Source organism: Burkholderia sp. 8Y (assembly GCF_902506145.1).
Lineage (GTDB): Bacteria > Pseudomonadota > Gammaproteobacteria > Burkholderiales > Burkholderiaceae > Caballeronia.
This window is the reverse complement of sequence record NZ_LR733520.1, coordinates 671,808-694,044: the sequence shown is the minus strand read 5'-3', so window position 1 is coordinate 694,044 and position 22,237 is coordinate 671,808. Positions and strand designations below refer to the sequence as shown.

22 protein-coding genes are annotated in these 22,237 nt (G+C 64.8%); 11 read left to right on the top strand and 11 right to left on the bottom strand.

Annotated features, from left to right (window positions below; all coding sequences use genetic code 11):
- Positions 1–3: 3 nt before the first annotated feature.
- The 6 genes from GV035_RS13805 to GV035_RS13780 form a co-directional block, all read right to left on the bottom strand.
- Positions 4–240, bottom strand: a complete 237-nt coding sequence (locus GV035_RS13805; RefSeq protein WP_159835634.1) for a hypothetical protein — start codon at positions 238–240, stop codon at positions 4–6.
- A gap of 219 nt (positions 241–459) precedes the next feature.
- Positions 460–666 carry a hypothetical protein gene (locus GV035_RS13800; RefSeq protein WP_159835633.1) on the bottom strand — a complete coding sequence of 69 codons (207 nt, stop codon included), beginning with the start codon at positions 664–666 and terminating at the stop codon, positions 460–462.
- A gap of 222 nt (positions 667–888) precedes the next feature.
- A complete protein-coding gene (locus tag GV035_RS13795; RefSeq protein WP_159835632.1) occupies positions 889–2,292 on the bottom strand; it encodes a sigma-54-dependent transcriptional regulator in 1,404 nt (467 codons plus the stop codon).
- Positions 2,293–2,644: 352 nt separating this feature from the next.
- On the bottom strand, positions 2,645–2,845 hold the full coding sequence (locus GV035_RS13790; protein ID WP_159835631.1) for a hypothetical protein: 201 nt from the start codon (positions 2,843–2,845) through the stop codon (positions 2,645–2,647).
- A gap of 39 nt (positions 2,846–2,884) precedes the next feature.
- A complete protein-coding gene (locus GV035_RS13785; RefSeq protein WP_159835630.1) occupies positions 2,885–3,202 on the bottom strand; it encodes a DUF883 family protein in 318 nt (105 codons plus the stop codon).
- 67 nt (positions 3,203–3,269) lie between these two features.
- The gene (locus GV035_RS13780; protein WP_159835629.1) at positions 3,270–3,629 is read right to left on the bottom strand and encodes a hypothetical protein; all 360 of its coding nucleotides are present in this window, start codon (positions 3,627–3,629) and stop codon (positions 3,270–3,272) included.
- A 575-nt stretch (positions 3,630–4,204) separates the two neighbouring features.
- Between GV035_RS13780 and GV035_RS13775 the strand changes: the two genes are divergently transcribed.
- The 3 genes from GV035_RS13775 to GV035_RS13765 all read left to right on the top strand — a co-directional run bounded on the left by GV035_RS13775 (position 4,205) and on the right by GV035_RS13765 (position 6,602).
- Positions 4,205–5,269 carry a sigma-54 interaction domain-containing protein gene (locus GV035_RS13775; RefSeq protein ID WP_159835628.1) on the top strand — a complete coding sequence of 355 codons (1,065 nt, stop codon included), beginning with the start codon at positions 4,205–4,207 and terminating at the stop codon, positions 5,267–5,269.
- Between the two features lie 257 nt (positions 5,270–5,526).
- A complete protein-coding gene (locus tag GV035_RS13770; RefSeq protein ID WP_159835627.1) occupies positions 5,527–6,081 on the top strand; it encodes a hypothetical protein in 555 nt (184 codons plus the stop codon).
- Entirely contained in the window at positions 6,078–6,602 is a 525-nt protein-coding gene (locus GV035_RS13765; RefSeq protein ID WP_159835626.1) for a hypothetical protein, read from the top strand. Before GV035_RS13770 ends, GV035_RS13765 begins: the two co-directional genes overlap by 4 nt.
- 82 nt (positions 6,603–6,684) lie before the next feature.
- Here the strand turns inward: GV035_RS13765 and GV035_RS13760 are convergent, their stop codons facing one another.
- Both GV035_RS13760 and GV035_RS13755 read right to left on the bottom strand, forming a co-directional pair.
- Positions 6,685–8,073 (bottom strand): ABC transporter ATP-binding protein, encoded by a 1,389-nt coding sequence (locus GV035_RS13760; RefSeq protein WP_236572599.1) that lies wholly within the window; start codon positions 8,071–8,073, stop codon positions 6,685–6,687.
- Between the two features lie 12 nt (positions 8,074–8,085).
- A complete protein-coding gene (locus GV035_RS13755; protein ID WP_159835625.1) occupies positions 8,086–9,837 on the bottom strand; it encodes an ABC transporter permease in 1,752 nt (583 codons plus the stop codon).
- Between the two features lie 815 nt (positions 9,838–10,652).
- Here GV035_RS13755 and GV035_RS13750 point away from each other — a divergent pair.
- Both GV035_RS13750 and GV035_RS13745 read left to right on the top strand, forming a co-directional pair.
- Positions 10,653–12,335 (top strand): sensor domain-containing diguanylate cyclase, encoded by a 1,683-nt coding sequence (locus tag GV035_RS13750; protein WP_159835624.1) that lies wholly within the window; start codon positions 10,653–10,655, stop codon positions 12,333–12,335.
- 95 nt (positions 12,336–12,430) lie between these two features.
- Entirely contained in the window at positions 12,431–12,694 is a 264-nt protein-coding gene (locus GV035_RS13745) for a double-stranded DNA-specific endonuclease (protein WP_159835623.1), read from the top strand.
- A 24-nt stretch (positions 12,695–12,718) separates the two neighbouring features.
- Here the strand turns inward: GV035_RS13745 and GV035_RS13740 are convergent, their stop codons facing one another.
- On the bottom strand, positions 12,719–14,062 hold the full coding sequence (locus GV035_RS13740; protein ID WP_159835622.1) for an ATP-binding protein: 1,344 nt from the start codon (positions 14,060–14,062) through the stop codon (positions 12,719–12,721).
- Positions 14,046–14,768 (bottom strand): response regulator, encoded by a 723-nt coding sequence (locus GV035_RS13735; RefSeq protein ID WP_159835621.1) that lies wholly within the window; start codon positions 14,766–14,768, stop codon positions 14,046–14,048. Before GV035_RS13735 ends, GV035_RS13740 begins: the two co-directional genes overlap by 17 nt.
- A gap of 222 nt (positions 14,769–14,990) precedes the next feature.
- Here GV035_RS13735 and GV035_RS13730 point away from each other — a divergent pair, with 222 nt between their 5' ends.
- Positions 14,991–15,593, top strand: a complete 603-nt coding sequence (locus GV035_RS13730) for a periplasmic heavy metal sensor (RefSeq protein WP_159835620.1) — start codon at positions 14,991–14,993, stop codon at positions 15,591–15,593.
- Between the two features lie 65 nt (positions 15,594–15,658).
- Here the strand turns inward: GV035_RS13730 and GV035_RS13725 are convergent, their stop codons facing one another.
- Positions 15,659–16,357: a pirin family protein gene (locus GV035_RS13725; protein WP_159835619.1), complete on the bottom strand. Its 699-nt coding sequence runs from the start codon at positions 16,355–16,357 to the stop codon at positions 15,659–15,661.
- 430 nt (positions 16,358–16,787) lie between these two features.
- Here GV035_RS13725 and GV035_RS13720 point away from each other — a divergent pair, with 430 nt between their 5' ends.
- From GV035_RS13720 to GV035_RS13700, 5 genes are all read left to right on the top strand, one after another.
- Entirely contained in the window at positions 16,788–17,474 is a 687-nt protein-coding gene (locus GV035_RS13720) for an ABC transporter permease (protein WP_159835618.1), read from the top strand.
- A 52-nt stretch (positions 17,475–17,526) separates the two neighbouring features.
- A complete protein-coding gene (locus GV035_RS13715; RefSeq protein ID WP_159835617.1) occupies positions 17,527–18,240 on the top strand; it encodes an ABC transporter permease in 714 nt (237 codons plus the stop codon).
- A gap of 27 nt (positions 18,241–18,267) precedes the next feature.
- Positions 18,268–19,047, top strand: coding sequence for an ABC transporter ATP-binding protein (locus GV035_RS13710; protein ID WP_159835616.1), 780 nt, complete (start codon positions 18,268–18,270; stop codon positions 19,045–19,047).
- Between the two features lie 527 nt (positions 19,048–19,574).
- Positions 19,575–20,744, top strand: coding sequence for a porin (locus GV035_RS13705; RefSeq protein WP_159835615.1), 1,170 nt, complete (start codon positions 19,575–19,577; stop codon positions 20,742–20,744).
- 247 nt (positions 20,745–20,991) lie between these two features.
- Positions 20,992–22,110 (top strand): porin, encoded by a 1,119-nt coding sequence (locus GV035_RS13700; protein WP_159835614.1) that lies wholly within the window; start codon positions 20,992–20,994, stop codon positions 22,108–22,110.
- Positions 22,111–22,237 lie beyond the last annotated feature (127 nt).

Here is a 22,237-nt window from a genome sequence, read left to right as displayed (position 1 = left end):
CCCTCACGCATCCTGCTCGGAGCCGAGATCGCGCTGATAGTCGATGCCTTCGGAGCGCACGCCGCCCTGGTTGTGCTCGCCGTCGGGCGGAACGCCAGGCGCCGGGCGGTTCTGGCCAGCCGGATCGTGGTGCTCGGGCGGCGCGGACGAGACGGGCGCGGTGCCGTTCTTGGCGGCTTCGGCGCGCGCTTCGCGTTTGGAAGAATGACGCGCGGAGCGTCGGAGTGCGGGATGCCTCATTGATGCCTCCAGAGAGAAGGCCGTCGCGAATGGACCTCGGCGGCGTCGGACCGATGCGCTGCCACGTCTTCGGGCAGCACGTTGCAGAAAAAACGACCGGCGATACTGCGCGTCGCCGGTCATTCGTACTCCGTTCGTTGTAATCCCTACGCCCGGGATGGAAGATTGTTCAAGCTTTGCACGCGTTCGATGAAGCGCCCGCTTCTGCTACTCGACCCGTCAGCGGACGTGCGGCGTCTCGTTCGGCCCGGGCGGCGGATCGCCGATAGGCTGCGTCGGTGGCTCGGGCGGGTCGCGCGTCGGGTCGGGGTTCGTGTCGGGGGGAATCGGAGTCGGCGGCGGCTGGTCCGGCGGCGTCACAGGCGGATCGGGCGGCTGCGGAGTCTGCGCACTGATCGGCGCGCGGTCGGAGGCGAAATCGGACATAACGGGCTCCTTGCGGTCTTGTGATCGTGATTGCATCCGCTCGAAGCGCCGAGCGCCTGAATGCGGATGTCGCATGGATCGGCAGCAAGGGTTATGCCCCTCTTTTCACGTCGGCTCGCGTCCATGTATCTCATTATCGTTGCTGAAAGCGCGCCTGCCAATCAAAACGCCCGCGCTTTTTGCAAGCAGCGGGCGTTGTTTTCGTGTGAAGATAACCGACGTTCAGCGATTTTCGCTTTCCGACTCGTTCAGGTCGCCGCCTTCGCCGATAGCCGCCTTGTTCGCGTCTTCGCCGTACTCCACGAGCCGGTTATAGAGCGTTTTCAGGCTGATGCCGAGGATTTCCGCCGCGCGCGTCTTCACGCCGCCGCATTGTTCGAGCGTCGCGAGAATCAGCTGGCGATCCGCCTGCGCGAGCGACGTGCCGAACGGGATCGTCACCGCCGTGCCCGACGAAGGCCGCGACAGCGAAATCTGCAGCGGGACCGTCGCCGTGCTATCGGAATCAGCACCCGACATGATGTACGCGCGCTGCACGTAGTTCTTCAGTTCGCGCACATTGCCCGGCCAGTTGTACGAGGCCAACATGTCGCGCACGGCGGGCGGGAAGTCCTTCTTCGTGTTGTAGCGCGCGTTCAGTTCGTCGAGGAACGCCTGTCCGAGCAGTTCCACGTCCTTGCCGCGCTCGCGCAGCGGCGGCAGGTTGATCGGGAACACGTTCAGCCGGTGGTAGAGGTCGAGCCGCAGCTTGCCTTCGAGCACGGCCTGCTCCGGATCGCGGTTCGTCGCGGCAATCAGGCGCACGTCCGTCTCGATCTCCTTCGTCGTGCCGACGCGCATGAACATGCCGGTTTCCAGCACGCGAAGCAGCTTCACCTGCAACTCGATCGGCATTTCGGTGATTTCATCGAGGAACAGCGTGCCGCCGTTCGCGCGCTCGAAATAACCCTTGTGCTGACGATCCGCGCCCGTGAACGAACCGCGTTCGTGACCGAACATTTCGGACTCGATCAGATTCGGCGAGATCGCCCCGCAGTTCACCGCGATGAACGAATGCTTGCGGCGCAGGCTGAGCTCGTGCAGCGTCTGCGCGGCGACTTCCTTGCCCGTTCCCGATTCGCCGATCAGCAGCACCGACGCCGCCGTCGGCGCGACGCGTCCGACCTGGTCGTACACCGTCTGCATGGCGGGCGAATTGCCGAGCATGAGCCCGAAGCGCCCCATGCGGCGCAACTCGCCGCGCAGCGTGCCGATTTCCGCCTTCAGGTCGCCGGCGCGCGGCAGGCGCGACAGAATCGCCTTCACGCGCTGCATGTTGATGGGTTTGACGAGGTAATCGGCTGCGCCCATCTTGAGCGCGCTCACGGCCGATTCCACCGTCGCATGCCCGGTGATGACGATGAATTCCACGCCGGAGCGCGGATCGAGATCTTCGAACAGGTCGACGCCCGTTCCGTCGGGCAGCTTCAGATCGGTGAAAACGACGTCCGGCGTCTGCCGCACGAGCTGGATGCGCGCTTCGCGCAGATCGCTGGCGGTGGCCGTTGTCAGTCCGTCTTCGCCGATGATCGCGGCTAGCGCCTCGCGGGTACTGGGATCGTCATCGACAATCAATACGTGTGGCATTGCGTCTCGAATTCTTCCAAAGCGTTTCAGGGTCACACGCCGCGAGGCGGCGTGGTCTTCTCCGGGCGGCGGTGGCCGTCCGGGCCGGTGCGATTACTGCGTCAGATGCCGTGTGGGCCTGAACCTGACCGCAGAACGCAAAGATAAAATAATTTCCGAAATTTCCGCACGCTTGGGGCCTCCGCCGTAAGTTTTTCCAGTTGGCGACTTATGGCTGAGGTTCAATGATTATAAAGGCTTATCAAGATAAAAACGCACGCCATAGGGCGTGCGTCTTATCGCTTGGAAACGCTCGAATGTCGGCAGAGCCAGGCGATGCGCCCGGCTGCGCGGCATCGAGCGAAGTGCGCGGTCAGCTTTTCGGGAAATGCCAGGCGTCCGGCGTGCCGCCGACGACGTACTTTCCGCCCCTGCGCGAGCGTCCGCCCGACCAGCGGTTCGCGCCGTTCTCGATGCGCCGCCCGTTCGCGTCCTGCGACTGCATCCATTTCCAGGCGAGCACGCTGCCGACTGCGAACAGCGCGCCAAAAACTCCAATCGATGACCGTGCCATTGTTCTTCTCCCTTGTCGTTGAATGCGATACCGCGCGGCTCAGCGCGAGATCAGTGCTGCCAGCAGGAACCCCGCCGCAGCCGCCATGCCGAGCGATTGCCACGGATTCTCCCGCACGTACCGCTCCGTGCAGTCAATGCCCGACCGATAGCGGCTTTGCGCACTGGCCTGCGCGTCTTCCAGCGCGGCGCGGGCCGTGTCGGCGTGATCGCGCAGACGCGAACGCAGCGCCTCGACGCCCTCTCCCGGCAGCGCCGACGACAGCCGCAGCAACTCTTCCGAGTCGTTGAGCAGCACCTTGATGTCTTCGATGATCTTCTGCTTGCCCAACGCAAGCTGGACAGTCGTATGACTCATGAAATCAGTCCTCGCCAAGTGGGTCTTCCGCACAATCGCGGGTCATTGCGGCTAGTGCGCCTGCCGCCTATTGCGTCTTCGGCACCGTCACATTCAACGGCCGACGTGCGCTGCCCGTCGAGAGTCGCGCGCGCAGCCGCCGGATGATGCCGCTTGCCGTCAGCGCGCCGCCTGCCACGCCGAACACGAGGCTCGTCACGTTCGCGGCGCGTGCGAGCGCGGGCGTGCCGGCCGCATAGCCGAGCACCGCGCACATCAGCGCCGTCACGAGCGCGACGGCCGCCCAGTGATAGATGTCGATCGGCTCGCCTGCCGCGAGTTCCTGCCGATCGTCCGACGCCCGCGCACCCCTGCCGCGAGCCGGCCGCACCGTCGCCGAATTCCGGCGCTCGTCTGCTGGCACATCGAAATCGAAAATGTCGTCCATGACCTCTCCCGTTGCCCGTTTGTTCGCCTTCCCATCGCGGGCATTCGAATAAGGATGACCAGTCCGAGCAGCTTTCATGCCAACGTCGCGATACGGGCGCCCGTGCGCAAAAGCCGAATGCGCAGCGAATCGTCGGGTAAGTCTTACGCCGTCGACTTGTAATTTCGCGGCGCGCGCGGCGAACCTTTCCGGATCATCCGCGCGGCGCAAATCGCAATCAGACAAAATGCCATCCGACTGACGGCGCGCATTGCCGCAGGATCGTCGCGAATGGTTAAATAGCGTTTATGAGATAGAGTCACGGCGGCGAATCATTCGATTGCGCCGCGACCTCAGGACTGACGCTTTCGAGGAAAACCGGCTCACCGCCATCGAGCGCACGACAGCAGCGCCCGCGCGTCAGCATCAGGACGCCGCCGTGCCGCGCGACCGCAGGGCCGAGGGCCCGCCCGGCCGCGCCGGACGCCCAGCCGCCGACCGCGACCGCACGTGCCCGCTGGCGCGAAGCGTTCGGCGTTCGGCGGCGCTCGCTGCCCGCCCATCATATTCGCAGAACTCAGGAACTATCAGCACCTATGGCGTCAACCGATCTTGACCCGCCGCTTGTCGCAGGCGAAACACCGGCGCAGAAAAAGCGCACTGCGGGGGACGTGCCGGGTTTGAAGTCTTACGGACTACTGTACGGCTCGTCGCCTGTCATGCTGGAGCTGTACTCACAGATCGAGCGCGTCGCCGGCACGGACGCGACCGCGCTCATCATCGGCGAGTCGGGCACCGGCAAGGAGCTCGTCGCGCGGACGATTCACGATCACAGCGCGCGCAAGGACGCGCCGTTCATCGCCGTCAACTGCGGCGCGATTCCGGACAACCTGATCGAAGCCGAGCTTTTCGGCCACGAGAAAGGCAGTTTCACGGGCGCGGTGCAGGGACGCATCGGCTATTTCGAACATGCGAACGGCGGCACGCTCTTTCTCGACGAAGTGACGGAAATGTCGCCCGTTCGCCAAGTGAAGCTGCTGCGCGCGCTCGAAACCGGCACGTTCTTTCGCGTGGGCGGCAACGATCTGATCAGCTCGGACGTCCGCGTGATCGCCGCGACCAACCGCGACCCGGTCGCCGCGGTCAAGGAAAATGGGCTGCGCGAAGACCTGATGTATCGCCTCGCGGTGTTCCCGCTACGCGCGCCGCCCCTGCGCGAGCGCGATGCCGACCGCGAACTGCTCGCGCAGCATTTCCTCGCTGAAATGAACGCGCAGGAAGGCACGAACAAGGCGTTCAGCAAGCGCGCGCTCGACGTGCTGCGCACCTACTCGTGGCCCGGCAACGTGCGCGAGCTGAAAAACACGGTGTATCGCGCGTTCATTCTCGCGGAGAAGACGGTCGAGATCGCGCATCCGCATCTCGCGTCGCGGGTGAAAAAGCCCGTCACGCAAGGCGACGCGATGAACGTCTGGGTCGGCACGCCGCTCGCCGACGCGCAGAAGCAGATCATTCTCGGCACGCTCAAGCATTGCGGCGGCGACAAGCGGCGCGCGGCGAAGGCGCTCGGCGTCAGCCTGAAGACGCTGTACAACCGCCTGGGCGCCTACGAGAACGAAGACACCGACGCGAGCGACACGCCTTCAACCAGCGAAAGCTGATTCCCGGCAACACCGCCGCGAAAGGCTTTCGCAGCCTTTCGCGGCGACCTTTGCGCGGTCGCGTTACGAATTGCGCAACGCGTTCCCGCCGCTTGCAATTTCTTGCAATTTTCCCGAGGCGGTAATTAGAAGCATGCTTCAAAATGCCCGAAGCCCGCGACAAGTACCTGGATGCAGGTGCCTGCTCGAAGGAACGTCGGCGGCGGTCTCACGGAAGATCGCAGCGAGAAAAAACGGCAGACGAAGGAAAAAGCAACATGCAGATTTGTGTCCCCCGGCGCGGCAAACGCGCCGCCGCGCTCGCCGCGATCACGAGCGGCGTCATTGCGTGTCTGACTCTCAGCGGATGCAACTCCCTTTATAGCGAAGGCGCCACGGCGGGCGCGGGTATCGCGGGCGCCGCGATTGCCGGGCAAGTGACAAGCAACGCCGCAGTGGCCACCGGCATCGGCCTCGGCGCGGTGGCGGCGGCGCGCGCGGGCGTTCAGTACACGCAGCGCATCGTCCATACGGATACACAGGACAAGATTGCCGCCGTGGCAGGCCCGCTCACCGTGGGCGCCGTGGCTCCGTGGGTCGTCACGCACTCGGTCCCGCTCGAAGAAGACGAAAAAGGCCGCGTGACCGTCAGCCGCACGATCAGCAGCGGCGCGCTCGACTGCAAGGAGATCGTGTTCTCCGTCGATCGCGACGCCACCAAGGACCGCCCCGCCGACAGCGCGTTCTACGTCGCGTCCGTCTGCCGCGACGGCGCCAAGTGGAAGTGGGCGTCGGCCGAACCCGCCACGCCGCGTTGGGGCTCGCTGCAATGACGGTGCGGCTCGCAGTTCATCCCGCGCTTCGCTTCGGTCTCGCGGCGGCTATCGCAGCCGCATGTGTGACGATGAGCGGATGCGCGTCCATCGGCGCGGCGACGGGCGCAGCCGCAGGCATCGCGACCGGCGCGGTCACGACGAATCCGGCAATCGGCTTAGGCGTCGGCATCGCGGTGCAGGCCGCCACCGACGAAGCCGTGAAGCGCGTGTCGAAGTCGCTGCACACGGACCAGCAAGTCGCCATCGCGGTGGCGGCGGGCATGTCGGCGGTCGGCGAAACGCGCCCGTGGAAGGTCAAACACACGCTGCCGATCGAAAACGGCCACGGCGACGTGCGCGTGCTGCGCGAATTCGACAACGCGCTCGCAAGCTGCAAGGAGTTTGCGTTCTCCGTCGTGGACGGCGACGATGCCAACGCGCACGCCGACTGGTTCGTGGCCAGCGCATGCAAGCAGACCGAGGGCTGGAAGTGGGCGTCGGCGGAGCCTGCGGTCGAGCGTTGGGGCAATCTGCAGTAAGCATCGAGCGCCGGCGAAAACAAAAAAGCGCGGTTTCCGTCCTCGGAAACCGCGCTTTTCGTATGGGCGAGCGCCCGCGCAATCAGGCTTCGACGTCCTCCAGACTCAGCATCTCCGTCTGATCGTTATAGGAGAAGATTTCGCCGTAACGTCCCCAGTCGATGACCGCATCGAGCGTCTCCTGCGCGGCCTTGTCGGAGAGGAAGTCTTCCAGTTCCTGCTCGAAGCGCACGCGCGGCGCGCGATGCCCCGGCCGCTCGTTCAGCACCTTCTTGATTCGCGCGGCGAGCGGCACGTGACGCAGCAAGTGCTCGGCGAACATCATCTTGCGCTCCTGCGTGCCGAACTCCGCGAAGACGCGGGCCTGCGGCGTCAGGTAGATGTCGCCTTCGCGCACATCCGCGAAGCCGAGATGTTGCAGCACTTCCGCGATCGGAAAGAGTTCGTCGACTTCCAGATGCAGCGTGCGCGCGATTTCCGGCATGTCCGCGCGGCCGTGGTACGGCTCGGCGGCGAGCGTTTCGATGAGACCGGCCATCAGGTTCGTCGACACGGAAGGCAGCCAGCTTCCGAGTTCCAGTCCCTTCTTCTTCGCGTCGTCGAGCTGACGCGCGGTCATCTTCGCGTAGATGTCGTCCACCAGCCGCCGGAACGCCGGGTCCAGCCGGTTGCGCGGATGCTTGAACGGCACCTTGATCTCAGCCATCACGCGGCCCGGATTCGACGACAGCACGAGAATGCGGTCGCACATGAACACCGCTTCCTCGATGTTGTGCGTCACGATCAGCACGGACTTGATCGGCAGACGCCCCTGCGTCCAGAGATCGAGCAGATCGGTGCGCAGGTTTTCGGCGGTCAGCACGTCGAGCGCGGAGAACGGCTCGTCCATCAGCAGCAGCGTCGGATCGACGACGAGCGCCCGCGCAAAGCCCACGCGCTGGCGCATGCCGCCCGACAGTTCGCGCGGATAGGCGTTCTCAAAACCGTCGAGACCGATCAGGTCGATGGCCGCGAGCGCCCGCTCGCGGCGCTCGCGCGCACCCACGCCCTGCGCTTCGAGTCCGGCTTCGACGTTTTGCAGCACGGTCAGCCACGGAAAGAGCGCGAAGGTCTGAAACACCATCGCGACGCCCTTCGCCGGGCCGCGCAACGGCTCGTTCAGATAAGTCACTTCGCCGTCGGTCGGCTCGATCAAGCCGGCGATGATGCGCAGAAGCGTCGATTTGCCCGAGCCCGAACGCCCGAGAAGACCGACGATTTCGCCTTCGCGCAACGAGAGATTCGCGTCGTCGAGCACGAGCAGTTCGCCCTGCGTCTTGTTGAAGCCGCGGCTCACGTTCTGCACGCGCAGAATCTCCGCGCCGAGGCGCGGCGGCTTTTGCGCTGCCGCTGCCGGCGCGCCGGCGGGCGAGCCGGGCGTACGCACCGCCGCCTGCTGGGCGGGCGTCTGGGTATTTTTAAGGTTCTGCATCGGAACTCGTCCTCAATCCAGTCGAAGCCGCGCTTCGGCGTAGGCGTATAGCGGGCGCCACAACAGGCGGTTGAACAGCGTCACGAAGAGCGACATCACGGCAATGCCGAGAATGATCTTCGGATAGTCGCCGTCCGCCGTGTTCTGCGCGATATACGCGCCGAGTCCGTGAGCGACGACACTGGTTTTGCCCCACGACACCGCCTCCGCGACGATGCTCGCGTTCCACGCGCCGCCCGAAGCGGTGATCGCGCCGGTGACGTAGTACGGGAAAATGCCCGGCAGCATGACCTTCTTCCACCACTGCCAGCCGCGGATCTGAAAGTTCGTCGCAGCCTCGCGGTAATCGTTCGGATAAGCCGACGCGCCCGCGATCACGTTGAACAGGATATACCACTGCGTTCCGAGCACGATGAGCGGCGACAGCCAGATATCCGGATTCAGATGCCAGCGCACGATCACCACGACGAACACCGGAAACAGCAGATTCGCCGGGAACGCCGCGAGGAACTGCGCGAGTGGCTGGAACTTCTCGGCGAGCGCCGGGCGCAGGCCGATCAGCACGCCTATCGGCACCCAGATCACCGACGCGATCGCAATGAGCACCACCACGCGGATGAGCGTGATGAAGCCGAGAACGAAGACGTGGCCCACTTCGCCCCAGGTGACGCCCGTCGCGACGAACGACACCACCTTCCAGACGACGAACGCCGTGACGACGAGCACGACCGCGCCCCACGTGATATCGCCCGCGCGCGTCGATGACACCGGCGCGCGCAACGGCAGCCGCACGCCTTGCAGCGACGGCAGTTTGATCGGCACGCGCGCCGCCTTCGCGAGAATCCATCCGGCCGGCACGAGCAGGCGGTGAATCAGGCGCGTGCGGCGAATCAGGTCGAGCAGCCACGATTCCGGCGCATTGCCCGAACTCGTGTTCTCCATGCGGAACTTGTCCGCCCAGGCGACGAGCGGGCGGAACATCAGCTGGTCGTAGGCGAGAATCACGACGGTCATCGCGAGAATCACCCAGCCGATCGCGCCGAGGTTGCGCTCGCCGATCGCGGCAGCGAGATACGCGCCGATGCCCGGCAGGACGATACTGCGATTGCCGACCGTGATCGCTTCCGAGGCCACGACGAAGAACCAGCCGCCCGACATCGACATCATCATGTTCCAGATGAGGCCGGGCATCGAGAACGGCACTTCGAGTTTCCAGAACCGTTGCCAGTTGGTCAGGTGAAAGCCGCGCGAGACTTCGTCCAGGTCGCGTGGCACCGTGCGCAGCGACTGGTAGAAGCTGAACGTCATGTTCCACGCCTGGCTCGTGAAGATCGCGAAGATCGCAGCGCACTCCGCGCCGATCACGCGCCCCGGAAAGAGCGCAAGAAAGAACGTGACAGTGAAGGAGATGTAGCCGAGCACCGGCACCGACTGGAGGATGTCGAGAATCGGCACCAGCACGACGGACGCGCGCCGGCTCTTCGCCGCGAGCGTGCCGTAGGCGAGCGTGAAGATGAGCGACGCGACCATCGCGGCCAGCATGCGCAAGGTCGTGCGCAACGCGTATTCGGGAAGATTCGCGGGGTCGAGCGAGATCGCCTGCGTTTGCAGTGTCGAGATGGGCGCGAGCGTCTCGTGAAAGCCGACGGCGGCGAGCGCGATGATGCAGATGATCATCGGGAACGCCACGAAGTCCCAGCGGTTGGGCAGGAGTCGCCAGGCGGACGCGTTCGCCGTGCGATTCAGATTGAAACCAAATTCCATTCAGAGCCCTCCCCGTAAGGCTGTGTTACGACCGCGCAAGGCGCGGATGATGCTCGAGACGGCGAACGCCGTCGTCCGGGCGAGCCCCCTCACCGTCGCCACCGTGACGGGTTCAACGCGTGCGGCCGCCTGGCGGACGACTCGCACGGCCGCGCTCACGCTGAACCGAGCGACACTACACCACTCACGATGACAGGCACAACCTTTCCTGCCGAACTTCGGCGCGGCGCGCGGCTTCTGTTGCACAACGGCACGGCAAGGCCGAACTGAAGGGCCGGCGCGCCCCCGCGCGCCGCGCTTTTCCCTTGCATGGCGCTTTCGGTCGCTATTGCGTCGCTATTGCGTCGATACCGGGCCGATGCACGCACAAGCGTGCCGCCGCCGCAAGCGAACCGCGGCGTCGCGAGGCAATGTGTTGGGCGAACGCCGTTCGCCGCAATAAGGCGCTTGATAGACGACGAAAAACATCGTCCAATCTGGGCTTGTCACAAACAATAAATGAGCGCCGATGCAATGCGAGACGCCAAGAACGAGTCGGCAGGCCGTCCGACAGACGCGAGACACGCCTCCGGCCGCACACCCGAGCCTCGCGCGCATGCAAAGGGCGCCGCTGCCGCGACCCTGCGACGCAATGAACGCGCCCGGGCGGACCGGCTGAGCGTCCGTCCCAGGGCGGCGATTATCGCGTTTTTGGGCGGCGGCGGCGAGTCCCCGCACGAGCCGGCCCTGCGCGGCCCGCGCATGCTGCCGGCCGCGCGGCGCGCGCACGCCGAACGCCCGCTCGCCGCGGCGTGACGCCGCGACAGGCCACACCGATGAACAAGCTCCTCCTGCACCGTGCCATCGCGACGCTTTGCCTCGCGCTGCTCGCGCTCGGCTGCTGGGTCGCCGCCGGGCTGCTGTCGGACCGGATGGTACAGCAGGAGATGACGGCCACCGTGCGTACCGAGCGCCAGATGGCGGCGTCCATCGTCGACAACATGGCGCAGATCATCGCGAGCGACCTCGCCATGTCCCGCGCGATTCCCGCGACGCTCGCGCAGATGGATCTCACGCAGCGCGCGCTCGCCGAGTCGCGGCGCTATGCGTCGAACGCGAAGATCACCGAACCCGTGCGGCGCGCGCAATGGATCGCGCGGCCCGGGCTGGACAAGGTGAACCGCTTCCTGCACGACGCGCAGGGCTTCTCGGGACTCGACTCCATCTGGCTCGTGAACGAGCAGGGCTACTGCATTGCATCGAGCAACGCCAGCGACGACGACAGCTTCATCGGCTACGACATGAGCGGGCGCGGCTACGTCGTGCGCGCGCTACTCGGCGGCTTCGTGGAGGTGTACGGCGTCGGCAGGCTGTCGGGCGAACCGGGCATCTTCATCGCCGCGCCGGTCTACGAGGACGGGCTCCTGGTCGGCGCGGTGATCGCGAAGGTGAGCATCGACCGGCTGCGGCATTGGGTGTCGCGCCCGGGCACGTTCGTCACGGACGAAAACGGCGTCGTGGTGATGGCGCACGACGGCCGGCTCGAATATCAGGCGATGCCGGATGCGCCCGTCGGTCGCATGACGGCGCGCGAGCGCCTCGAGCACTATCGCCGCGACGCGTTCGCGCCGCTGCGCATCGAGCATGTCGGCGACCACATGCTGCAGTCGGCGCCCTGGCTCGCGCCCGCGCTCGCGCAGGGCTTCTATGCCGCCAACGGCGGCGCCGTGCCCTCGCTCTACGACGAACGCACGGGCCTCAATTCGGGCTTGTCGGCGCATATCGTTCACCCGCTCACGAGCTGGACGGAAATCACGCGCAACCATAGCCGCGACCGCCTGCTCGTCTTTCTGACGATGCTGGGCGTCGTGACGCTCGCTGTCGTGATCGCGACGTCGTATTCGCGCGAGCGCCGGCTGCACCGCGCGACGCGCGATCTCGCGGAGCAGTTGCAATCGGCCAACACGCTGCTGTCGGCGGAGGCGCGGCACGATGCGCTCACGGGCGCGCTGTCGCGCCGCTACTTCCTCGACACGCTGCGGCACGAAGTGGAACTGGCGCGCTCGACCGGCACGCCGCTGTCGGTCGCCATCGCGGATCTCGACCACTTCAAGCAGATCAACGACCGCTATGGACACGCGTCCGGCGACCGCGCGCTCGAGCACTTCGCGCAGGTCTGCCGCGAGCAGCTCCGTCCGAGCGATGCGATCGGGCGGCTCGGCGGCGAGGAATTCGGCATCCTCCTGCCGCAGACCACGCTTGCCGATGCGCAAGCCGTGCTGGAGCGGCTGCGCAAGCGGTTTCATCTCGAGCACTGCGCGCATCTGCCGGACGAAGCCGTGCTTTCGGTCAGCATCGGCATCACCGAACAGGCCAGCGACGACGCGCTCGAATGGATTCTCTCGCGCGCCGATCTCGCGCTCTACGAGGCGAAATCGCGCGGGCGCGACCGCAGCGAGGTGCGCCCCGCCGACCCGCCGCCCGCGCGTCACACCGAAGATTCGCTCGCGGGCAAGTAGCGCCGCCGCCATTCCCCTCGTCGCCACACGGACATGTCCGCGCAGGTATCATCGATCCTGGGTATCGACTGCGTTGCCGTTATCGGGAGGATTGCATGAAGGGAAATCTGGTCATCGTGTGCCGCGATCAGGACGCTGAAACGTTCGATCAATTGCTCGCGGAGTACGGCTCGTACCAGACGCGGCTGTCGTCCACCGCGTGGTATCTGAAGATCGACTTGGCGCCGGAAGTCATTCAGGAGGAGATCCTGTCGCGCCTCGGCAAGTACACGACGCATTACATCTTCGAGGCATCGACGGTGACATACAACACGGTGGACAGCGAGGCGGCGTCGGCACTGGAGACGCTGTTCGACTAAGCCTCATGAAAAAAGCGCGCGTCGTCAGAGCGCGCGCTCCTCGTGCTGCGGTCCGGCGCGGCGTTCCATGACCGTGCGCGTGGCGACGTCGAACGGAAAGGTCATCACGACCTGCAAGCCGCCGTCCACCTGATTGCCGATCTCGCACTCTCCGCCCGCGCGCCGCGCGAGCCGCTCGACGATGGCGAGCCCCAGTCCGCTATGCCCGCTGCCGCCGCGCGCCGGATCGAGCCGCACGAACGGGCGGCTCGCCTTGATGAGATCGTCCGGCGCGATCCCCTTGCCCTGATCCGACACGCACAGCACCCAGCCCTTCGCCTCGCGCCGCGTTTCGATGTCGATGGGCGGCGCGCCATACGCGTGGGCGTTATCGAGCAGATTCGAGAGCAGGCGATCGAGCGTCGCGGCCGGCAGCACGAACGCCGGCCCCGCTTCGAGCTTCAGGCGCACGGTGTCCGCACCCGGCGCGACCGCGCGATACGCCCGCGCGATGCGCTCGCACTGATGATCCACCGTGACGGGCTCGCTGCCGTCCGGGCGGTCGTGCGCGAAGACCAGAAATTGATCGACGATATGCGCCATGGAATCGACGTCGCGCACCACGCCGTCGCGCGTCTTGTCGTCGTCCATCATTTCGGCGCGCAGGCGCAGCCGCGCAAGCGGCGTCTTCAGATCGTGCGCGACGCCCGCGAGCATCACGGCGCGATCGTTCTCGCTTTGCGAGACTTCGCGCACCATCTGATTGAAGCCGTGCGTGAGCTGACGCAGTTCGCGCGGGCCGCGCTCCGGCACGGGCGGCGTAGGCTGGCCGCGTCCGAAACGCGCGACCGCCTGCGCGAGCGAGCGCAGCGGCGATTGCAATTGCCACGCGGCAAAAAGCGCGGCGAGCACGGCCGCCGAAAAGATGATGGCGAGCCACACGAGCATGCGGTCGCGCGAACGCGGCGGCCGTAGCGGCTGCACCGGCACGACGATCCAGCCGGCGTCCTTCGCGCCGTGAACCCAGACGCTAGGCGGCGCGCCGGGCGGACCGGGGCGCACCTCGGTGCCATCGGGAAGGCGGTCCTTCATGTCCTCGATGAAGCGCGAGAGCGGACGCGGAAGCTCGTCGCCGCTCGCGGGCTGCGGAACGTCCGCGGCCTGAAGCGGCACGATACGCACGCGCGAGGGCAACGGCTGGTCGGGACTATTGGCGATGTGCTGCCGCACCGCCTCGACGAGAAAGGCCGCTTCCTCGACGGCATAGCGCGTTTGCGAGTTGTCGCGCTCCATGCGGATCACGGCGAACCACGCGAGATGCGACAGCACCAGCACGCCGATCACCAGAATGACCAGCCGGCCGAACAGCGAATCAATGGGCCGGCGCATTTTGCTCGCCGTCCGGCACGAACACGTAGCCGCGTCCCCGCACCGTCTGGATGAAGCGCGGGGCGGACGGATCGCTCTCCAGAATGCGCCTCAGGCGCCACACCTGCACGTCGATGCCGCGGTCCGTGCCGTCGTATTCCGGGCCGTGCAGCAGTTCGAGCAGGCGCTCGCGCGTGAGCGTGCGCATCGGGTGATTCACGAAGATCTTGAGCAGCGCGAATTCGCTGCCGGACAAGGTGATCGGCTTTCCGTCGTGTTGCAGCGTGCGCGACTGGAAATCCAGCCGGAAGCGGCCAAACGAGTACGGCTCGCGCTGCTCGGGCGCGGCGGACGGAATGGTGCGGCGGCGGCGCAGCACGGCTTGCACGCGCGCCAGCAATTCGCGCGGGTTGAACGGCTTGCCGAGGTAATCGTCCGCGCCCAGTTCCAGACCGACGATGCGGTCCACGTCGTCCGCGCGCGCGGTCAGCATGATGACGGGGATGTCGTCGCCCGATGCGCGCAGCTTGCGCAACGCGGTCAGGCCGTCGACGCCCGGCATCATGAGATCGAGGACGATCAGATCGGGGCGCTCGCGCTCGAGCCGGCGTTCGAGCGAACCGGCGTCGTGCAGCACCGATACTTCGATGCCCTGCCGGACGAGATAGTCGCGCAAGAGGTCGCGCAGTTCGGCGTCGTCGTCGACGACAAGAATTTGTGTAGTCATGGAAAGAAGTTTAGCGCGTGAGTCCCGGCCGGTCGGCGGCCTGCGCGCGCCAAAGGGTTACGGGGTGTTACCGCGAAAGCAGCGCGTAAACCAGCGTAATACGAAATGGCCGGCCGGTAACACGCGCGCCGGGACGAACCTCTACGCTGTGTCTCACCGACCCGGCGCGGTCCTCGATGAACCCCGCGCATTCGGCTCCGTCAACATTCAGGGAGTCTCACGATGAACAAGCAATATCGCATTCTTGCTGCCACGGCTACCGCGCTCGCGCTGACCTTCGGCGCGGCCCACGCCGCCACCAGCGACGCGCCGAACGCGCCGCCGCCCGGCACTCCGGGCATGATGGGCGGTCCTGGCGGCCCCGGTGGTCACCACATGGAAATGCGCATGCAGAAGCAGCTCGACCAGTTGCACGGCGAGTTGAAGCTGAACGCGGATCAGGAAAAGCTCTGGCAGACGGCCATCGACACGATGAAGCAGAACCACAACGCCATGCGGGAAAGTCATCGCCAGATGCACGAGCAGTTCGAGTCGATGCAGAATCAGCCGATTCTCGACCTGAACGCGATGCACGCCGCGCATCAGAAGCTCGAGCAGCAGCAAATGCAATTGCATGAGCAGACGGCGACCGCCTGGCTCAATTTCTATAACTCGCTGAACGATCAGCAGAAGACGACGGTGAGCACGGCGCTCAAGAAGCACTTCGCCCGCATGCACGAGCACGAGCAGAAGATGCACGAACGCTGGGGCAAGCATCGCGGCGGGCCGGATGCGGCACCGGGCGCTCAGGGCGCACTTGGCGCGTCGGCGACCCCGAAGCCGTAAGCGGTTCTTTCAGGCGCAAAAAAAAAACCGCGGGCGCGAGCCCGCGGTTTCATATCAACGGCCGATCACGCCAGATCGAACAACAGCACTTCCGCCTGCTCGCCGCCGTCGATCGTGACTTTGGCGATGTCCTCGATCTTCGCGGCATCGCCGGCGGCAAGCGCCTCGCCGTTCACCGACACCGTGCCGCGCGCCACGTGAACGTACACGCGGCGGCCCGCCGGCACGTCGAACTCGGCGCGTTCACCGCCATCGAACAGGCCTGCGAAAATCCGCGCGTCGGCGCCGATCTTGACCGAACCCTCCACGCCTTCCGGCGAAGCGATCACGCGCAGGCGGCCGCGCTTTTCATCGTCAGGGAAACGCTTTTCCTCGTAGCCAGGCGCGCCGCCCGGCGCATCGGGGATGATCCAGATTTGCAGGAAATGCGCCGTCTCGGTCGGCGAGCCGTTGAACTCGCTGTGCCGCACGCCGGTGCCGGCGCTCATGCGCTGCACGTCGCCAGGGCGGATCGTCGATCCGTTGCCCATGCTGTCGCGATGCGCGAGCGCGCCTTCCAGCACGTAGCTCACGATTTCCATGTCGCGATGACCGTGCGTGCCGAAGCCCTGCCCGCCCGCGACGCGGTCTTCGTTGATCACGCGCAGCGCGCCGAAGTGGACGTGCTGCGGATCGTGATAATCGGCGAACGAGAAGCTGTGATACGAGTCCAGCCAGCCGTGGTTGGCGTGACCGCGTTCGTTGCTGCGGCGAATCTCGAACATGTTGTGCTCCCGGTGTAGACGTTGAACTGCGATGGAGACAATGTAAGGGCGGCCGCTCGACGGAACAACGAGCGCAACGGCACTACACCGTCCCGCCGATGGATGTAATCGGACTTGTCCGGCTATCGCCGCGCGCGAGCCGGGTTCGGGTAAAATACCGCGCTTTTCGGGTGGCGGCGTCGCTGCAACGCCTTCGGAAACGCCGGCGCGCGGCATCCGCGAGATTCGCGGCGTTCACGGTTTCGTGCATGCTCGCCAATTTTGGCCACCTAGAATACGGACCGCCGGCACGCAGGCCGCAAGCGGCGCCGGAAAGAAACGAGACGATCCGCAACGCGGGCCGCGCCGAATTGCGCGGCGCGGTGGCGAGCGACGGCGGCGAGCCGCTTCGTGCGCGAATGGAAATGGCGCACCTTATCAAGGAATCACCATGTTGCAAGGCTACGGTCCGCTGATCCTCGCGGGCACCTGGCAGACCGTCAAGCTCGCGGTGCTGTCGCTGGCGTTCGCCTTCGTGATCGGCCTCATCGGGGCGGCGGCGAAGCTCTCGAAGAGCCGCATCGCGTCGGGCATCGGCACGGTCTACACCACGCTGATTCGCGGCGTACCGGACCTCGTGCTGATGCTTTTGCTCTTCTACAGCATCCAGATCTGGCTGAACCTGCTCACCGACCAGCTCGGCTGGGACCAGATCGACATCGATCCGTTTCTCGCGGGCATTCTCGTGCTCGGCTTCATCTACGGCGCGTACTTCACGGAAACGTTCCGGGGCGCGTTTCTGTCCGTGCCGCGCGGCCAGCTCGAAGCCGGCGCGGCCTACGGCATGACGCCGTGGCAAACCTTCTCGCGCATCATGTTTCCGCAGATGATGCGCTTCGCGCTGCCGGGCATCGGCAATAACTGGCAGGTGATGGTGAAGGCGACGGCGCTGGTGTCGATCATCGGCTTGGCCGACGTGGTGAAGGCCGCGCAGGACGCCGGCAAGGGCACGCAGCGTTTCTTCTTCTTCACGCTGCTCGCCGGCGTCGTGTATCTCGTCATCACCACGGTGTCGAACTTCGTGCTGATCTGGCTGGAGCGGCGCTACTCCATCGGCGTGCGCAAGGCGGACCTGTAACCTGCGGCATTCAGCCATCCAGCCTTATTAGCATTCAAGAGCGGCGGACTTCATGATCGAAATCATCCAGGAATTCTGGAAGAACTACCTTTTCACCGACGGCTACCGGATTACCGGTCTCGCCATCACGATGTGGCTGCTCGTCGTTTCCATCGGCCTCGGGTTTTGTCTGTCGGTGCCGCTCGCCGTGGCGCGCGTCTCGAAGAACAAGCTGCTTTCGCGCGGCGTGTGGCTCTACACGTACGTGTTTCGCGGCACGCCGCTCTACGTTCAGTTGCTCCTCTGCTACACGGGCCTCTACAGCCTGCAGGTCGTGCGCGATCACATGCTGCTCGCCGAGTTCTTTCGCAGCGGCATGAACTGCACGCTGCTCGCGTTCACGCTCAACACCTGCGCCTATACGACGGAAATCTTCGCCGGCGCGATCAAGGCGACGCCCTATGGCGAGATCGAAGCGGCGCGCGCGTACGGCATGTCGAGCTTCACGCTGTATCGCCGTGTGATTCTGCCCTCGGCGCTGCGCCGCGCGTTGCCGTACTACAGCAACGAAGTCATCCTCATGCTGCACGCGACGACCGTCGCGTTCACTGCGACGGTGCCGGACATCCTGAAGATCGCGCGTGACGTGAACTCCGCGACGTATCAGTCGTTCCAGGCGTTCGGCATCGCCGCGCTGCTCTACCTCGTCATTTCGTTCGCGCTCGTGTGGATGTTCCGCCGCGCCGAGCATCGCTGGCTCGCGTACCTGCGGCCTCAAGGCAAATAAGCAGGCAATCGGGCTACAGGACCGCACATGAATTCCCAGAAGCACACGCTTTTCGTCGACGACATTCACAAGCAGTACGGCAGCAACGAAGTGCTGAAAGGCGTATCGCTGAAGGCGAACGCCGGCGATGTGATCAGCATCATCGGGTCGTCGGGCTCCGGCAAGAGCACGATGCTGCGCTGTATCAACTTCCTCGAGCAGCCGAACCGCGGGCGCATTTTTGTCGACGGCGCCGAAGTCCGCACGATGATGGACAAGACCGGCGCGCTGAAGGTCGCCGACGCGAAGCAGTTGCGGCAGGTTCGCTTGAAACTGTCGATGGTGTTTCAGCACTTCAACCTCTGGTCGCACATGAACGTGCTGGAGAACGTGACCGAAGCACCCGTGAACGTGCTCGGCCTGCCGAAGAAGGAAGCGGAGGACCGCGCCCGCACCTATCTGGAGAAGGTCGGGCTCGCGCCACGCCTCGAGAAGCAGTACCCGTCGCATTTGTCGGGCGGTCAGCAGCAGCGCGTCGCCATCGCGCGCGCGCTCGCGATGCACCCCGACGTGATGCTCTTCGACGAACCGACGTCCGCGCTCGATCCCGAACTCGTCGGCGAAGTGCTGAAGGTGATGCAGACGCTCGCCGAGGAAGGCCGCACGATGATCGTCGTCACGCACGAAATGGCGTTCGCGCGCAACGTGTCGAACCACGTCGTGTTCCTGCATCAGGGACGCATCGAAGAGGAGGGTCGTCCGAACGACGTCTTTGCCAATCCGAAGAGCGAGCGGCTCAAGCAGTTTCTTTCCGGCAGCCTGAAATAGCCGAAAAGCCGTCCGACCAAGAAAGCGCCCTCGAGGCGCTTTTTTCATGCCCGCGCTCCGCTGGACGCCGTTTTGAGCCCGATCCGGCCGTCTAGCGCCGAGACGCCCGCGCGTCAATAGGCGAGAAACCTGACCCCGAAACTTGCCCGCCCGCAGCGCCTTGCCGCATAAGGCTTTGCAGGCCGTTTCCCATGCTGTGGGTCGCGCGCATACCACACCGGCTTTGCGTTTTTGACACACCGCCTCTGGGAGCGTCAAATTTCTTTGGCGAGTGTGACGTAATTTGTTAAATTGGTAACTAAAGTACCAAAACGAAGTGCACAAAAAGTAGTTTTACTTCAAAACAAAGTGAGGAGACACCGATCGACGGATCGGCGTCAGATTCGCGCCCATGACGCGCGGATTGTCACGAGCACTGTCGTTACGCGTGTGTCGTTCCTCGAAAAACAATTTCCGGTCGGATGCGCTCGCATCCAGCCGCACACGGCAGCACTTGGTTCTATTTCTTGACAGGGTTGGAGGAGATGATGAAGAAAGCTTTGCTCGCGGCAGCAGCACTGCTGACGTTCAGCGCGGTGGCTCAGGCTCAAAGCAGCGTGACGCTCTATGGCCGCCTGGACGCCGGTCTGGAGTACATGAACGGCGTGCCGACCGGCGTCGGCGCCAATGGCGCGGCCACCGGCTCGTCGCACCGCTTCCGTGCGGAAAGCGGCGACTGGGGTACGAGCCTTTGGGGCATGAAGGGCGTCGAAGATCTGGGCGGCGGCTATCGCGCCGTGTTCCAGTTGGAAGGCAGCTTCAACACCATGACGGGTCAAGGCCCGGGCAACAACGGCATCTTCAATCGTTGGGCGACCGTCGGTGTCGCCAACAACCAGTTCGGTACGCTGCTCTTGGGCCGCGAACTCTTCATCGCGAACGGCGTGTGGGACTTCGATCCGTTCGGTCAGTCGAACTGGTCGTCCGCTTCGCTGGTGCGTGGCCGCAACTGGCCGCAATCGAGCAACAACATTTCGTACCAGTCGCCGAAGTTCGCGGGCTTCGACTTCTACGGTCAGTACTCGCTCTCGAACGCGACGAACTGGAACGGTAACGGCACGACGGCGCAAGGCCGCGAAGGCGGCGCGTACATCACGTACACCACGCCGCTCTTCCAGATTCGCGGCATGTACGACGAAATCCGCAACCCGGCCAACGGTCTGCTCGGCGGCGCGTACAACGCGCTCAACGGCGGCACGACCGGCACGAACAACGCGAACGGCAACGGCGTCTACGCGTACTCGCGCGAGTACACGGCGATGTTCAACCTGTTCCTCGGCCAGTTCAAGGTTCAGGGCGCTTACCAGGCGATCCGTTCTTCGGGCATGACGGGCCAGTTGCCCGGCCAGCCGACCACGCTCGACCACGAATGGGGCGGCGTGACGTGGCAAGCAACGCCGGCGGCGGCCCTGATCGGCGCGGTCTACCACGTGAACGGCAACAACGGCGCGGGTAACGCGACCATCTACACGGTCGGCGGCTCGTACAACCTGTCCAAGCGCACGCTGTTCGATCTGCAGGTCGCCACGGTGCAGAACAGCAAGACCGCCAACTACGGCCTGAACGCCAACAACTTCGGCACGGCCGCCGCGACGGACAACCCGTTCGCTGGCCACAGCCAGACGGGCGTGTACGCCGGCATTCAGCACTCGTTCTAATCGGCGAGTCTGAGGCAAGAACAGTTCTATAAGGTTTTCACGCTGCTGCGAGAGGCGCGTATCGGTGCGGTACCCGTAAGGGTGTCGCACCGTTTTTTATTGGCCCGAGCATTCGCATCGCGGCCGGGGAATGTTGCCTCACTTGTCAAATTGAATCAAAAGTACAGACGCAGCTCTCCAAAAATGTAGTTCTCCTTCAAAATTCCAGCGCCACTTGTTTCACTTTTGACACGGAGTTGGAGGAGATATGAAAAAGGCTTTGCTCGCAGCGGCTGCGCTGCTCACGTTCGGCGCGGCGGCGCATGCTCAAAGCAGCGTGACGCTATACGGACGCCTGGACGCAGGACTTGAATACATGAATGGCGTGCCGACCGGCGCGGCGTCGAACGTGACCGCGAGTCGCATCCGCGCCGAAAGCGGCGACTGGGGCACCAGCCTCTGGGGCTTAAAGGGCACTGAAGACCTGGGCGGCGGCAATCGCGCCGTGTTCCAGCTCGAAGGCAGTTTCAATACCATGACGGGCGCGGGTCCGAGCAACGGTCTCTTCAATCGCTGGGCGACGGTGGGTATCGCCAACAACAGCTTCGGTACGGTGCTGCTGGGCCGCGAACTGTTCGTGTCGAACGGCGTATGGGACTTTGATCCGTTCGGACAGTCGAACTGGTCGTCCGCTTCGCTGGTGCGTGGCCGCAACTGGCCGCAATCGAGCAATAACATCTCGTATCAATCGCCGAAGTTCGCGGGCTTCGACTTCTACGGCCAATACGCGCTCTCCAATGCGACCAACTGGAACGGTAATGGCACGACGCCGCAAGGCCGTGAAGCAGGCGCGTACGTCACGTACACGTCGCCGTATCTACAGGTGCGCGGCATGTACGACGAGATCCGCAATCCCGCCAACGGTCAGCTCGGGGGCAGCTATGGCACGACGCAGGGCGTCTATGCGTACTCCCGCGAATACTCGGCCATGGCCAACGTGTTTCTCGGCCAATTCAAGGTTCAGGCGGGTTATCAGGCCATCCGTTCGTCCGGCATGACGGGCCAGTTGCCCGGCGAGTCCACCACGCTCGATCACGAATGGGGCGGCGTGACGTGGCAAGCCTCGCCGGCTGCGGCGCTGACCGCTGCCGTCTATCACGTGAACGGCAACAACGGCGCGGGCAACGCGACCATGTACACGGTCGGCGGTTCGTACAACTTGTCGAAGCGCACGTTGTTCGACCTGCAAGTGGCGACCGTGCAGAACAGCAAGACGGCGAACTACGGCCTCAACGCGAACAGCTTCGGTTCGGCCGCTTCGACGGACAATCCGTTCCCTGGCCGCAGCCAAACGGGCGTGTACGCGGGCATTCAGCACTCGTTCTAAGCAACGCGTCTGCTTCGCTAGCGGCGCGGCTTCCGAAAGGAGCCGCGCCGTTTTTTTTTCGCGGATGACAAGACAAAGGGGCCGCCGATTCGCATCGGCGGCCCCTTTCGTTTGGACTGCTCAGGCG